Genomic DNA, 12,916 nt, shown 5'->3' on the forward strand with positions numbered 1-12,916 from the left:
GATCACAGTGGCATCACTCCAGTGACGTGTTCTAGTCAGACATGATCATTCAAGGAGTGTGATCTGCGTGATGGCTGTAAGGTCGCAGCTTTGACCAATACCAGGAGGAAGCAATTAGCTGCGTTGGCACTCAGTGGATTTGATCACAGTGGCATCAATGGCAGGACCATCGAAAGTAGGGGCAATGTGAGCCCATCGCGTTCAAATTGATCACTGCCAGGTTGCCCGAGAGCGCAGATCGTCGGCGTCATTCCGACGGCGAGGATCTGGCGATGGTCGACCACTACCAGCTCAACCTGGGCTCACTGCGCAGCAGCATCACACTCACCCTGCACACGCATCACGCAGCACGACTGTGGCAAGGCCGTGCCGCACGCGAAGGCGTGTTCGCCATCATGGGTATGGCGGGCTACATCAGCGTCACCAACCTGCTCAAGCAGGCGAGCAGTCAGGACGACCCCTTCGCCGACTGGTTCATGCTGCAACTCGAAGACAAGGTACTGCAGGCCAAGGCCGAGCTGCTGGCGTTGACCGAGCAAGTCAAACTGGTCGAGCGCGACCTGCCCTCCCAGGTCAGCATCGGCGACAACCTGAACATCCACCCTGTCACCCTGCCCCTGTTCATCGGCAGCCAGTTGGGGTTTCTCGCCGTCTACCTGCTGACCGACTACGATAGCCTGGTGCGCCGGGTCCTGCTGGCCCACCACACGGCGCTGATTGGCCGGGTCGACATGGAGCATTGGATCGATCGTGGCGCTCACCTGCTGCGCAGCCTGTTCAGCATGGCGCAGCTGTACCGGCTCGCTGGGGTCAGCCGAGATGACATGGCCGCCAACAACGCCCGCGCTCGGGAAGCCATCGACAAGTTCGGCATCCCACCGCAAGACATTCTCGAAGGCACGCGGCGCTCGCAATTCGCGCCGCCCATCGTCCGTCCAACAAACGCACCGTTGACCGTCGAGGCCGATCCACTTGAGACCGGCGTGGAGCCCTCGCCCGGCGCCCCCGCCGAAGGCGGTGAAGCATGACCCTGGCCGAAGCGATCGCTCATTGCCTGTCATCGGAGGCCTATCGCGAGTTTGAACACAGTGCCTCTCTAAAAGGCCTTTTAAAGCCTTTTAAGGGTAAGGGGGAGCTGTTCCAGTTCGCCGAGACAATCAAACAGCTGCGCGGCGAACTCGAGACGCTGATGGCCGCGATGCTGGCGATCATGGCGCAGCCACCCTTCTCGTTGCTCGAGTTGCGACTGAGCGTCCAGCACAGCTCCCAGGGCGCCTGCTTCCTCCGCTGGCGCAGCCCGGACTTCAAGCGCATGGGCGTGGAGGTCTGGGGGCAGGTGATGGAGCATCCGTTGCTGCAGCCGGAGTTGCGCCAGGCGCTGTACCAGCTGGAGGCCAACCGGATCGTCCTCAACCTGCAGATGAGCAGCCTGAACTCGCTCTATCGCCAGGTCCTCTTGGGCGCCCTCAAGCTCGCGCATGCCGATGACGTCCTTTTCGATACCACCACCGAGGAGAAACACCCATGAGCACGTTCTTTGTTGGCGAAGGCAATATCGGCAGTCCGCCTGAGTTTCAGGAGTTCAACAACAACCCGGACGAGCCAAAGCGGCTGCTGCGGTTGAATGTCTATTTCGACAATCCGGTACCGCGCGAGGGCGGCTATGAAGATCGCGGCGGCTATTGGGCACCGGTCGAGCTCTGGCACCGCGATGCCGAGCACTGGAGCACCTTGTACCAGAAAGGCATGCGCGTCTTGGTCATGGGCCGAACGGTGAAGGATGAGTGGGAAGACAGCGAGGACAATGCCCGGGTGACGTTCAAGGTGGAGGCACGGCACATCGGCATCCTGCCCCATCGCCTGGCCAGCGTGTCCATGCGCGAGAAGGCGAGTGAAAGCGCTGGCAGTAACCGCAAGCCGGCCAGCAAGAAAACCACCCGCAAGTCGACCTGAGCGGGTGGACGTCAGTGGAACCGTGCCCGTCAGCGCGATACCGCTCAGTCGCGGGGCCCCACGCCGCGGGCAACGCCACGCAGGTCGTCCCCCTCGATCAACCCTTTGACTTCCGCCAGGTACTGGTCCAGGGCAAGGAACGCCCGCCAGTGCGCCGGCGCTTCCTTGACCCACGCGATCAACCTAGCACGTGCGGCCTGATTGTCAGGTTCTTGATGGGTGGCCATGAACAACTCGCAGGCCTTGATCGCTAACGCATCCGCTTCATGCTGCTCAAGTTCGTCCAATCCGCTATCTCCATGTGACGGTCAGGTCACCGTACTCTCATTGGGTGATACGCCCCAATAGGTTGTTAGTCAACCTTTAAGGGCGTTCATATCTTCGGGTGGTTGGTCAACCATACGGGTTGAATTGGAGAGCCACCCCGTTGCCAGTCAAAGAGCCTAGCCCACAACACATCGGCCGCCAGTTGGCCAAGTACCGCCGTGCCCAGGGCTTTACCCAAGCGCAAGTCGGTGAACGCCTGGAGATCGGCACCGAAGCGGTGTCGCGCATGGAGCGTGGCAAGGTCGAGCTGACCGTGCCCAAGCTGCTGCAGTTGGCGGATATGTATGGCTGTCCGGCCGATGAACTGCTGCTGGCCATCAGTCCTCGGCCACAGGACCAGGAGCAAAAGATTGCCTCGTTGATCAAGGACCTTGGCGAGACGGACAAGCAGTTTGCCCTGGACCTTCTGCAGACCGTGACCGCACACCTCACGCAACGGTAAGTCGCTCGCCGCTGGTGGCTACACCGATATGATCTCGACCAGTTCAGCTTTTCTCTAGCGCTCCCCTGTCACGCGACCACCCTGTCGGTACCTGACCGAGAGGGCCACGTCATGCGTCTCTACATTTGCGAAAAACCGTCCCAAGCCCGCGATATTGCCAGGGTGCTGCAAGCCCATCGTCGCGGCGATGGCTGCCTGCAGGGCACGGGAGTGACCGTGACCTGGTGCGTGGGGCACTTGCTAGAGACCGCGCCGCCAGAAACCTATGGCCATCAGTTCAAGCGCTGGTCACTAGAGCACCTGCCGATCATCCCGCAGCACTGGCAACTGGTGGTAAAACCCAAGGTCGCCGCGCAGTTGAAGGCCATCAGCCGGCTGCTGCAAACCTGCGCCGAGGTGGTGATTGCCACCGACGCGGACCGCGAGGGCGAAATGATTGCCCGGGAGATCCTTGAGCGCTGCCAGTATCAGGGGCCGATCCTTCGCCTGTGGCTGTCCGCCCTGGATGACGCCTCGATCCGCCGGGCTCTGGAGGCGCTGCGCCCGGGGGAGCAAACCCTGCCGCTGTACCACTGTGCCCTCGCCCGGTCCCGGGCCGATTGGCTGGTTGGCATCAACCTCAGCCGCTTGTTCACCCTGCTTGGTCGACGCGCCGGCTTCGACGGCACGCTGCCCGTGGGCCGTGTACAGACGCCGACCCTGCGTCTGGTGGTTGAGCGTGATCGCGCCATCGCCAGCTTTGTCGCCCGGCCGTTCTGGACCATGGACGTTGTGCTGCACGCTGACGGGGCGGAGTTTGGGGCACGCTGGCAGCCACCCGCTGCGCACTGCGATGATGCCGGTCGTTGCGTTGATCAGGTGGCGGCCGAGCAGGCTGCCCGGCGCCTGGCAGCGGCGCATTCCGTACAAGTCGAGCGGGTCGACGTTGAACGCGTGACGGAGGGGCCGCCCTTGCCGTTCGACCTGGGCACGCTGCAGGAGATCTGCTCGGCCAAACTCGGCCTGGGCGCGCAGGAAACCCTCAGTGTGGCGCAGGCACTGTACGAAACCCACAAAGTCACCACCTACCCTCGCAGCGACTGTGGCTACCTACCCGAGAGCATGCTGGACGAGGTACCGCGCGTACTAAAGGCCTTGGCCGCAGCAGACCCGACGCTTGGCCAGCGCTTCAAGGAACTCGATCCGACACGGCGGGCCCGCGCCTGGAACGGCAGCAAGGTCACCGCCCACCACGGCATCATCCCCACCGCCGTGGTGATCCCGCTGGATCAGTTGTCCGAGCGCGAGCGCGCCGTGTACACGTTGATCCGCGCCCGCTACCTGGCGCAGTTTCTGCCCCACCACGAATACCTGAAGACCCAGGTGCAGTTGCGCAGCCGGGCCGATCAGTTGCTGGCCCGCGGCAAGCAGATCCAGGTGCGTGGCTGGAAAGCCGTGATCGATGAAACCGATGCCACTGAGCCGACCGAGCAAACGCAGCGGCTGCCCACCCTGCAGAAAGGCGCCTCGGTTGCTGTACGCGACGCCATGGTCAACACGCAGCGCACCCAGCCGCCCAAACCCTACACCGAAGGCACACTGGTCAAAGCGATGAAAACCATCGCCAACCAGGTGGCCGACCTGCGCCTGAAGCAAACCTTGAAAGACAGCATTGGTATCGGCACCGAGGCCACTCGCGCCGCGATCATCCAGGGCCTGATCGATCACGGCTACCTGACCAAGAAAAAGCGCAGCCTGGCGGCGTCTGCCGCCGCCCACACGTTGATCGAAGCCGTTCCGCGTGAGGTTGCTGACCCGGTGATGACAGCAGTGTGGGAACAAGCACTGGCACGGATCGAGACCGGGCAGCTGAGTGTCGAGGCGTTTCTCGCCAAGCAGTCGGCCTGGCTCACCCAGGTCGTGCGCAGCCAAGCCTCGTTGAACCTGCAGCTACCCCGTTCGAAAGGTCCAGCCTGCCCCGTGTGCCGCAGTCCCATGCGCCAGCGCAAAGGCCGCACCGGCAACTTCTGGTCCTGTGTGCGCTACCCGGACTGCAAGGGCACCAAGCCAGTGAAGGCCAGCGCGGCGCCCGCCAAGCCGAAGCGGACATGACTGCTTGACGCTGGGGCCAGTCGCTGATGTAGTGGACAGGCCCCTCGCCGTTGGCGACCCTAGGCCGATTCGCTCCGGGCAGCTCGGCCAGACTCGTTGAGTTCGGAGCCTCTTTCACTACGCTGCATCACTGTTCCGGATGTCCAAGATTCCCGAGACGGATGACCCGTGCGACCTGCTTTAGGCTGCAGGGGTCATCCGCCTCGGCGACGATGCTCAGTGCCGGTGCCCGCCGGCGAAAAACGGGCGCCGTTTGTGCGCGGATGCGTGCCAGTTATCCCGACCCAGGCCACGACAAGGGTCGGTTGATCAGGGTGAGGAGACAGCTGAAGTGAAGCGACGACTTCGCTGTCAATGGACCGGATCAAGGGTGGCCTTTCTGTTCCTAGCCCGACAACCGTTGGGCTTTTTTTTCGCGTGTTTGAATCTACTGTGTACCACCCACGCCCACACCTCTGAACCCAGTCAAAACCGCTGTTGACGGGCGCTGCGCACCGTTCTATAGATGAACTGCACCGCGCTGTCGTTGACAGCACCAGGTAGCCGGAACCTGCAAGGCTACGCTCTCTCCAGAGTGGTTCCTCCCAAAGTGCGACTAGCGTTCGGCGGCTCGCACGGTTATCGCTCCCCGCGATGATGAGCGCTCTTACACCACTGCTGTTGCACCTGACCTTCCCTTGCGGACTCACCCCCGCCAGGGCCGGTGAATATCCGCGTTTCTCGCAAACAGGAGATTCACCATGACCTCGGTAAACACTGCTGCCCCCAGTACCTACTTCAACCTGCACACCCAAGGCATTGGTTACTTGAACCGCGTGCGTGAGGTGCCAGTGCGGCGAGGCCAGCCCTTTATGGCCTGCGACATTGCCGCCTTGCACGGTGCGTCGGATGACGTCGAGTACACCCGCTTCGACTGCAAGGTCGCTGGCGGTGAAGCCGAACGGCTGATCCGCGAACACCTCGAGGATGTCCGTGCCGAACGCAAGGTGCTGATCGCGTTTCGCATTGGCGACCTCTGGGTCGATGCTTTCACCTACGAAAAAGGTGAGCGCAAAGGCCAACCCGGTGCCAGCCTCAAAGGTCGGCTGATCTTCATCGAGTGGATCAAGGTCAACGGTCAGCTCACCTACAAAGCGCCAACTCGGCAGGATGCTTCCTCGCCTGATCAGCCGTCCGAAGCGGCTGGTGAGGATGCGCCGGACTCTTCACGCAGTGCCGATCAGGCTCCGAACCAGGCGACGCAGCCTGCCTGAGACTGATGCCCCACCACAGAGGCGCTCACATGAGCGCCTTTTCTCACCCCCAGAGGCTGCTATGGAGAGTTACTGGCTCTGTGAGGATTGCCTGCACGCCGTGGCCTACGACGACTTCAGCGCACTGTCGCTGTACTACAGCGAGGCCGAAGTCGATCAGCGAATCGCGCAGATGCGTAAAGAGCTGCAGGTGCTGTTGCCGCTCAGCGCTGATTTCGATCCGGACACCGGTGTCGGCATCGACCCCTTCTCCACTCACCCCTGCGAAGGCTGCCACTCCGCGTTGCACGGCACCCGGCATCGTTTCACCCGCCTGTGACCGCCTGACCCTACCCACAGGGGCCTCCTCCCGGAGCGCCCCTGCACACGAGGTTCTGCTCATGAACACGCCATTGACCCTGGTCGAGCCCCTCGACCCCGTCCTGACCCAACGCGCCCACGAAGATGCATTGATCAGCGAAGCCATGCAGTTGCTGGACCAACGCTACTTTCAGCGCGGCGAAGTGCTGATCACACCTGCCGACGCCGCGTCCTACCTGAAGCTGCGCCTGGCGCCCTATCACCACGAGGTGTTTGCCCTGCTCTACCTCGATTCACGCCACCGCGTGCTGGACTTCGAGGTGTTGTTTTTCGGCAGCATCGATGGTGCCTCGGTCTACCCCCGTGAAGTGGTGGTCAAGGCACTGGCACACAACGCCGCAGCGGTCATCCTCAGCCACAACCACCCCTCCGGCTGCCTTGAGCCCAGCGGTGCCGACCGCGTACTGACGACCCGCCTGATCGAAGTCTTGGCGCTGGTCGAGGTGCGCGTTCTAGACCACATCATCGTCGGCGAAGGTCAGCCCCTGTCCTTGGCCGAATATGGCTGGATCTAACCCTCTCACTCGCCACCGCCTGCATGGGGTGGCGTCTCTTTCAACTGGAGCGCCACCATGCTCACCTCAACCCCCAACCCCTTTGCCCGCGGCTTCCATGCATTCGCCTGCGAACGTGTGGTCCAGATCCACTACGACGACCAGTGCCCGCCCTGCTACCGCCCCCTACACACCGCCCAGCTCGACCTTGACGACGATCACATCAACTGCCAGGCCTGCGTGTTCGATGACGACTGCGTGGTCATCACGGAAGGCCAGGATGTCTCAGGTTTTCTTCGCATGCAGTTGCCCGCGGACGGTGTGGTCACCACCGTGCTGTACCAAGTCACCGCTGAGCGGCTGAGTGGCTCGGTACACGTTGGCGACCTTCCCAGCTTGGAAGCGGCGGAGCACCTGATGCAGCAGCTGTCCTTTGCCACCGGCCAGTACAGCCGCAGCTGGGAGATCAGCTCCTCCCACCTACCGGCTGACGAGTACGCCTACCTTGAGCAGCTTGCCCGCAGCGAACGACCTGGCAGCTTCTTTGAATGCTTCCAGTTGGTCAGCAACCGTTCTGTCGGCTGCAAGCTGTACTCGACACCCTGGCACCGCAGCGCCCATGTAGAAAGCTTCGGCTGCTCAGCGGCGGACGTCTGCATTCGCCTGTTGGATGAACAGGTGCCGCCGGTGTTGATGACCCTGTTGTTGTTGGCCGGCCAAGCCGACACGCGCTTCCTGGTGTTCGATCCCGATGCAGCCCCTCTGGCAGGACTTCCGGAGTTTACTGTCGATTGACCCAAGGCGCCCTAGAGGGCGCCTTTTTCATGTGTTGGGCTCGATAAACCGGCCGGCCAACTTCGGTTTATCAGTGGGTGCAGCTAGCGCGCGTTGGCAAGGTGTCGGCACCTACTGTCGAGATCTGCTCATGCACACGCCCGCATTCCCTTGCCTTGTTCTGATGCTCGCGCTGGCGGGCTGCAACACCTCGCCTGCCATCACCCCACCGACGGCGCCAGCCAAGGCCGTACCAGCTCCGGCCATCCCGTCCAAGCAGTTGTCAGCGTCACCAGCGTGGGTCCGCCAGGACCGCTACACCCTGGTCAGCACGCGGCCGACGCTGGAACAGCGTCAGCCGTTGTTCCAGCTCATCACCGTGCAGATTTCACCGGCGCTGCACGCGACGGTCGGTGATGCCCTACGTCACGTGTTGCAGCGCTCAGGCTACTCACTCTGCGCCAACCGCGCCGAGGTCACCACCTTGTTCAGCCGCCCTCTGCCGGCCGTGCAGCACCAACTCGGGCCAATGGCGCTGCTGGACGCCTTGACCATCCTCGGCGGCCCGGCCTGGCGGCTCGTGATCGATCCAGTCGAACGCAGCGTGTGCTACGCCCTTCGCGCACCAGTGCCCGCCCCACCTCGCCCGCCCCTGGAGACCGCGCCATGAAGGTCCATCACTTTCAGGCCCTGGTGCTCGGGGCCCTGTGCCTCGGCGCCGCCGTACTGGCCGCCGTGACCTACAACCACCAGCAACAACTGACCGCGCTCCTGGTCGCCGCGGAGAATGCGCCAGCCGATCCAGCCCCGGCGCTGCGGCGGGATCTCGATGCACTCAACGCCGACCTTGCGGCACTCCCAGCGCAAGTGAATGTGCTGGGCGAGCACCAGCGCCAGCAGGACGCGACCTTCGCGACGTTGAGCAAACAGCTGGATGAGGTGAGCGCTTCGCTCAAGTCCATTGAAGCGGTGCCGCTGGGTCCGACCAATGCCGATCTGGCCGCGCTGGAACAGCGATTGGGCAACGCCGAAACCGCCGTCCACGCCTTCGAGGCTCGAGCGGTTGTGCCGTCCGCACAACCCCAGCCTGCAGCTCCCGCCAAACCGGCCGCCAAAGCCCAAGCCCCGACGCCGCCATTCACCTTGCTGGGTGTCGAGACCCGTGGCGAGGTCCGGTTTGTCTCGGCTCAACCGGCCGGCGCGCATGCCCTGTCGACCGTCCACCTGCTGCAGCTCGGTGACAGCTTGAACGGTTGGCAGCTCAAGACCATTCGCCGGAATCAGGCCGTGTTCCATGTGCCTGGCCTCGGCGAACGTTCGCTGCCCCTGCCGTAATGAGGTGCGTATGGTCCGGTTCACCACCCTCTCGCTGCTCCTACTCCCCATCTGCCTGGTGACAGGCCCGGGATGGAGCGCACCTGCCACGGTCGAAACGCAGCAGCAGTCCAGCGAGCAGGCCGCGTTGCAGCAAGCGCGATCTGAAGCACAGGCCAAGGCCTGGGGGCTGACCGATGATGAATGGGCCAAGTTCGAGCGTCTGCAGAGCGGGCCCCGCCAGTACTGGTCACCGCAACTCGACCCGCTGACCACCCTGGGCGTGGAAGCCGATTCGGACCAGGAGCGTCAGCGCTATGCCGAGTTGCAGGTGCAACTCGAAGCCAAGCGCGCCGAGCGCGAACTGGCCTATCAGAAAGCCTATACCGCTGCCTGGGAGCGGTTGTTCCCGGGGCTGCTGCCGGTGCAGGGGATGAGTGATGCCGCATCCCCTTCGGACAACGCGCGCTATACGGTGTTTGTGGAGGACCCATGCTCGACCTGCGAGGCCAGCCTCCGCCAATGGCTGAGCACGGGCGCCCACCTGGACGTTTACCTAGTGGGCAGCCAGGGCGACGATGCGCGCATTCGGCAATGGGCGCGCACGGTGGGCATTACCCCTGCCCAGGTTGGCAGCGGCCAGGTCACCCTCAATCACGACCGGGGCCGCTGGTTCACCCTCGGCGCCAGCCGCCCCCTGCCCGCGCGCTTTCAACAGGTGGAAGGGAAATGGCAGCGCGTCGATTGACCCTCGCCCTGGCCCTGACGGGGATGACTGTCGCCCAAGCAGGCGGCCTCCCTCCGCCGGCGTACCAGTTGGCCGCCGCCCAGGCCGGCATACCGGCCTCGGTGCTGTTCGCCATTGCCCAGCAGGAGAGCGGCACTCCGCTGCGTGGGCAGCTTGTTCCCTGGCCGTGGACCTTGAATGTGGCCGGCACGCCGCAGCGTTTTTCCACCCGTGACCAGGCCTGTAGCGCACTGACCGTGGCGCTCAGCCGGCACGACCCCAAGCGCATCGATGTCGGCCTGGGGCAAACCAACCTGGGGTATCACCCGGAGCGCTACCCCAGCGCCTGCGATGCCCTCGATCCGCGTAGCAACCTCGCTGTCACCGCCGACCTGCTGCGCGAGCACTATGCCGACGTCGGTGACTGGGTCATCGCCGCCGGCCGCTACCACCGGCCTGCGGGCGGGCCCCCGGCGGCGCGCTACGGCATGCAGTTCAACCAGCACTGGCAGCGCCTTGAAATCTCCACACCCAGCCGCGGAGGGCCACGTTCATGATTGACGCTCGCCGGGGCGCACTAATCTGCGGGCTGGTGGGGTCATTGACTGTCGGGGCATGGCTTGTGCCAACGAACCCAGCCCTGGCCGCCGAACCCTCCGAGCCGGTTGAACGGCTCGACCCACAAAAACTGAGCTGGGTATTGCCAGTGCACAGTGCGCGCCTCACGCCGGGTGAGGTGCCGCGCAGAGCATTGGATCTGCCAGGCATGGTCCCGCTGTTCTTGGTTGGTGCGGACGCCGCCTCATTGGGGTGGCTGACTCAGCACGCGCCAGCGCTGAAGCAGTTGGGCGCCAACGGCTTAGCCGTTGAGGTCCCCGATGCTGCAGCGCTGCAGCGCATCCAGGCGGCAGCACTTGGGTTGACCATCTGGCCGGTCAGTGGCGACGACATCGCCGAGCGGCTGGAGCTGGAGCACTACCCGGTACTAATCACACCGACCGCCCTGGAGCAGTGAGGAACCGCTATGGGTGATCATGCGATGGAATCTCTGCTGCGCCCGGCAGTGGAGTTGTACACCGTGGGGATCTGCGCCGGTGCCGGTGCGCTGTGCCTGCATTCGCCTTGGGCGGTAGCCCTGTCGCCGGAGGTCGGTGCCGGAATGGCCCTGGCCTATACCGCCTTCGGTCTCAAGCGCCTCAATGAGGCCCGCATTGTTTTGCGTTATCGGCGCAACATCCGCCGCCTGCCCCGCTACTCGCTGACCAGCCGACAGATCCCGGTCAGCAGCAAGCGTCTGTTCATGGGCCGAGGCTTTCGCTGGAGCCGCCTGCATACCCAGCGTTTGCTAGAAGCACAGGATCCCGCACTCGCCCGCTACGTCAACCAGTCAGCGGCCTACCAGTGGGCACGGCGTCTGGAGCACTTCCTGGAAAAAGCGCCGCCAGGGCTCTCCCTCCTGCCACGGCTGACCGCCTGGGACAGTCCGCTCAACCCGGTACGACCGCTGCCGCCCGTGGGTGGCTCACCGCTGCTGCATGGCGTCGAGCCCAGCGAGCAGGAAGCCTCCTTGCCACTGGGCGAACGCGTGGGCCACACCCTGGTGCTGGGCACCACGCGGGTCGGCAAGACACGCCTGGCCGAGGTCTACATCACCCAGGACATTCATCGGCCAAGCCAGGAAGTGGTGATTGTCTTCGACCCCAAAGGTGATGCCGACCTGCTCAAGCGCATGTACGTGGAAGCGCGACTCGCTGGCCGTGAACATGAGTTCTACGTGTTCCACTTGGGCTGGCCTGAAATTTCCGCGCGCTACAATGCCATCGGCCGCTTCGGTCGCATCTCGGAAGTGGCCACCCGCATCGCTGGCCAGCTGAGCGGTGAAGGCAACTCAGCGGCATTTCGCGAGTTCGCCTGGCGCTTCGTCAATATCATCGCCCGAGCCCTGATCGAGCTCGGCCGGCGCCCAGACTACCTGCAGATCCAGCGCCATGTGGTGAACATCGACGCGCTGTTCATCGAGTACGCCCAGCACTTCTTCGCCCGCCATGATCCGCAGGCGTGGGAGACCATCGTGGATCTCGAGGCTCGCCTCAATGAAAAGAACGTGCCACGGCACATGATCGGCCGCGAGAAACGCGTGGTCGCCATCGAGCAGTACCTGACTGCCAAGCGCCTATTCGACCCGGTGATGGATGGCCTGCGCTCGGCGGTGCGCTACGACCGCACCTACTTCGACAAGATCGTCGCCTCGCTGCTGCCTCTGCTGGAAAAGCTCACCAGTGGCAAGACGGCCCAGTTGCTGGCCCCCAACTATGCCGACCTGGACGATCCACGGCCGATCTTCGACTGGCTGCAAATCATCCGCAAGCGCGGCATCGTCTACGTCGGCCTGGATGCGTTGTCCGATGCCGAGGTAGCCGCAGCGGTCGGCAACTCAATGTTTGCCGATCTGGTCTCCGTCGCCGGGCACATCTACAAACACGGTATCGACCACGGTCTCCCGAACTCCTCCAGGGAGACCGACAAGGTGCCCATCAACCTACACGCCGACGAGTTCAACGAGCTGATGGGCGATGAGTTCATCCCGCTGATCAATAAGGGCGGCGGTGCCGGTATCCAGGTAACCGCCTACACCCAGACCTTGAGCGACATCGAGGCGCGCATCGGCAGCCGAGCCAAAGCCGGCCAGGTCATCGGCAACTTCAACACCCTGCAAATGCTACGCGTACGGGAAACCGCGACCGCCGAACTGCTGACCAATCAATTGCCCAAGGTCAACGTGCAGACCCGTACCCTGGTCTCCGGTGCAACGGACACCGCCGATCCTGACGCCCGCACCGACTTCACCTCCTCCTCGCAGGACCGGGTCACCATAACGTCGGTACCGCTGATCGAACCGGCGCACATTATCGCTTTGCCCAAGGGGCAGATGTTCTCGTTCCAGGAAGGCGGGCAACTGTGGAAGGTCCGCATGCCCCTGCCAAAGCCGGCCATTGACGATGCGATGCCGGCTGACCTGCAGACCCTGGCTGCGCGTATGCGCGAGTCCTACAACGCCAATGCGGGGAGTTGGTGGAGCAGTGCCGGCGGTGCGCCGACGGTCAATTTCGATCCCGAGATGCCGCCACCGGGACGCAAATCGGCCCCGTGATCACCTGGTAGCCAGCCAACACCTGGGAGC

16 protein-coding genes are annotated in these 12,916 nt (G+C 63.6%); 15 read left to right on the forward strand and 1 reads right to left on the reverse strand.

Annotated elements, in window-relative coordinates; genetic code table 11:
* The first annotated feature begins 272 nt into the window (after window positions 1–272).
* Genes E6B08_RS19820 through E6B08_RS19830 form a run of 3 tightly spaced genes read left to right on the forward strand, consistent with a single transcriptional unit; the run spans window position 273 to window position 1,953 of the window.
* Entirely contained in the window at window positions 273–1,028 is a 756-nt protein-coding gene (locus E6B08_RS19820; protein ID WP_136915588.1) for a PFL_4669 family integrating conjugative element protein, read from the forward strand.
* Complete coding sequence (locus E6B08_RS19825; protein ID WP_136915589.1) at window positions 1,025–1,528, forward strand: DUF3158 family protein; 504 nt, start codon at window positions 1,025–1,027, stop codon at window positions 1,526–1,528. Before E6B08_RS19820 ends, E6B08_RS19825 begins: the two co-directional genes overlap by 4 nt.
* Window positions 1,525–1,953: a single-stranded DNA-binding protein gene (locus E6B08_RS19830; RefSeq protein WP_136915590.1), complete on the forward strand. Its 429-nt coding sequence runs from the start codon at window positions 1,525–1,527 to the stop codon at window positions 1,951–1,953. Before E6B08_RS19825 ends, E6B08_RS19830 begins: the two co-directional genes overlap by 4 nt.
* 44 nt (window positions 1,954–1,997) lie before the next feature.
* Here the strand turns inward: E6B08_RS19830 and E6B08_RS19835 are convergent, their stop codons facing one another.
* Complete coding sequence (locus E6B08_RS19835) at window positions 1,998–2,180, reverse strand: hypothetical protein (protein ID WP_136917451.1); 183 nt, start codon at window positions 2,178–2,180, stop codon at window positions 1,998–2,000.
* A 200-nt stretch (window positions 2,181–2,380) separates the two neighbouring features.
* Here E6B08_RS19835 and E6B08_RS19840 point away from each other — a divergent pair, with 200 nt between their 5' ends.
* From E6B08_RS19840 to traD, 12 genes are all read left to right on the forward strand, one after another.
* Window positions 2,381–2,722, forward strand: a complete 342-nt coding sequence (locus E6B08_RS19840; RefSeq protein WP_136915591.1) for a helix-turn-helix domain-containing protein — start codon at window positions 2,381–2,383, stop codon at window positions 2,720–2,722.
* Between the two features lie 111 nt (window positions 2,723–2,833).
* The gene (locus tag E6B08_RS19845) at window positions 2,834–4,813 is read left to right on the forward strand and encodes a DNA topoisomerase III (RefSeq protein ID WP_136915592.1); all 1,980 of its coding nucleotides are present in this window, start codon (window positions 2,834–2,836) and stop codon (window positions 4,811–4,813) included.
* A 740-nt stretch (window positions 4,814–5,553) separates the two neighbouring features.
* Window positions 5,554–6,066: an STY4534 family ICE replication protein gene (locus tag E6B08_RS19850; protein ID WP_136915593.1), complete on the forward strand. Its 513-nt coding sequence runs from the start codon at window positions 5,554–5,556 to the stop codon at window positions 6,064–6,066.
* A 61-nt stretch (window positions 6,067–6,127) separates the two neighbouring features.
* On the forward strand, window positions 6,128–6,385 hold the full coding sequence (locus E6B08_RS19855) for a hypothetical protein (RefSeq protein WP_136915594.1): 258 nt from the start codon (window positions 6,128–6,130) through the stop codon (window positions 6,383–6,385).
* A 61-nt stretch (window positions 6,386–6,446) separates the two neighbouring features.
* On the forward strand, window positions 6,447–6,941 hold the full coding sequence (locus E6B08_RS19860) for a JAB domain-containing protein (protein ID WP_136915595.1): 495 nt from the start codon (window positions 6,447–6,449) through the stop codon (window positions 6,939–6,941).
* Window positions 6,942–6,998: 57 nt separating this feature from the next.
* On the forward strand, window positions 6,999–7,715 hold the full coding sequence (locus tag E6B08_RS19865; RefSeq protein WP_136915596.1) for a hypothetical protein: 717 nt from the start codon (window positions 6,999–7,001) through the stop codon (window positions 7,713–7,715).
* 130 nt (window positions 7,716–7,845) lie between these two features.
* On the forward strand, window positions 7,846–8,364 hold the full coding sequence (locus tag E6B08_RS19870) for a PilL N-terminal domain-containing protein (protein ID WP_192938569.1): 519 nt from the start codon (window positions 7,846–7,848) through the stop codon (window positions 8,362–8,364).
* Complete coding sequence (locus tag E6B08_RS19875; protein ID WP_136915597.1) at window positions 8,361–9,029, forward strand: hypothetical protein; 669 nt, start codon at window positions 8,361–8,363, stop codon at window positions 9,027–9,029. The genes E6B08_RS19870 and E6B08_RS19875 overlap by 4 nt, the downstream gene beginning before the upstream one ends.
* A 10-nt stretch (window positions 9,030–9,039) precedes the next feature.
* Window positions 9,040–9,756 carry a TIGR03759 family integrating conjugative element protein gene (locus tag E6B08_RS19880; RefSeq protein ID WP_136915598.1) on the forward strand — a complete coding sequence of 239 codons (717 nt, stop codon included), beginning with the start codon at window positions 9,040–9,042 and terminating at the stop codon, window positions 9,754–9,756.
* Window positions 9,738–10,292: a lytic transglycosylase domain-containing protein gene (locus tag E6B08_RS19885; protein ID WP_136915599.1), complete on the forward strand. Its 555-nt coding sequence runs from the start codon at window positions 9,738–9,740 to the stop codon at window positions 10,290–10,292. The genes E6B08_RS19880 and E6B08_RS19885 overlap by 19 nt, the downstream gene beginning before the upstream one ends.
* Window positions 10,293–10,357: 65 nt before the next feature.
* Complete coding sequence (locus E6B08_RS19890; protein ID WP_238349246.1) at window positions 10,358–10,750, forward strand: integrating conjugative element protein; 393 nt, start codon at window positions 10,358–10,360, stop codon at window positions 10,748–10,750.
* A 9-nt stretch (window positions 10,751–10,759) separates the two neighbouring features.
* The gene (gene traD / locus E6B08_RS19895) at window positions 10,760–12,886 is read left to right on the forward strand and encodes a type IV conjugative transfer system coupling protein TraD (protein WP_136915600.1); all 2,127 of its coding nucleotides are present in this window, start codon (window positions 10,760–10,762) and stop codon (window positions 12,884–12,886) included.
* Window positions 12,887–12,916: the final 30 nt, after the last annotated feature.

Source organism: Pseudomonas putida (assembly GCF_005080685.1).
GTDB lineage: Bacteria > Pseudomonadota > Gammaproteobacteria > Pseudomonadales > Pseudomonadaceae > Aquipseudomonas > Aquipseudomonas putida_V.

Excerpts from the sequence above, each read along its gene's own strand:
- E6B08_RS19820 (WP_136915588.1), top strand. The coding sequence starts at position 273 with ATGGTCGACCACTACCAGCTCAACCTGGGCTCACTGCGCAGCAGCATC.
- E6B08_RS19825 (WP_136915589.1), top strand. The coding sequence starts at position 1,025 with ATGACCCTGGCCGAAGCGATCGCTCATTGCCTGTCATCGGAGGCCTAT.
- E6B08_RS19830 (WP_136915590.1), top strand. The coding sequence starts at position 1,525 with ATGAGCACGTTCTTTGTTGGCGAAGGCAATATCGGCAGTCCGCCTGAG.
- E6B08_RS19835 (WP_136917451.1), bottom strand. The coding sequence starts at position 2,180 with ATGGCCACCCATCAAGAACCTGACAATCAGGCCGCACGTGCTAGGTTG.
- E6B08_RS19845 (WP_136915592.1), top strand. The coding sequence starts at position 2,834 with ATGCGTCTCTACATTTGCGAAAAACCGTCCCAAGCCCGCGATATTGCC.
- E6B08_RS19850 (WP_136915593.1), top strand. The coding sequence starts at position 5,554 with ATGACCTCGGTAAACACTGCTGCCCCCAGTACCTACTTCAACCTGCAC.
- E6B08_RS19855 (WP_136915594.1), top strand. The coding sequence starts at position 6,128 with ATGGAGAGTTACTGGCTCTGTGAGGATTGCCTGCACGCCGTGGCCTAC.
- E6B08_RS19860 (WP_136915595.1), top strand. The coding sequence starts at position 6,447 with ATGAACACGCCATTGACCCTGGTCGAGCCCCTCGACCCCGTCCTGACC.
- E6B08_RS19865 (WP_136915596.1), top strand. The coding sequence starts at position 6,999 with ATGCTCACCTCAACCCCCAACCCCTTTGCCCGCGGCTTCCATGCATTC.
- E6B08_RS19870 (WP_192938569.1), top strand. The coding sequence starts at position 7,846 with ATGCACACGCCCGCATTCCCTTGCCTTGTTCTGATGCTCGCGCTGGCG.
- E6B08_RS19875 (WP_136915597.1), top strand. The coding sequence starts at position 8,361 with ATGAAGGTCCATCACTTTCAGGCCCTGGTGCTCGGGGCCCTGTGCCTC.
- E6B08_RS19880 (WP_136915598.1), top strand. The coding sequence starts at position 9,040 with ATGGTCCGGTTCACCACCCTCTCGCTGCTCCTACTCCCCATCTGCCTG.
- E6B08_RS19885 (WP_136915599.1), top strand. The coding sequence starts at position 9,738 with ATGGCAGCGCGTCGATTGACCCTCGCCCTGGCCCTGACGGGGATGACT.
- traD (WP_136915600.1), top strand. The coding sequence starts at position 10,760 with ATGGGTGATCATGCGATGGAATCTCTGCTGCGCCCGGCAGTGGAGTTG.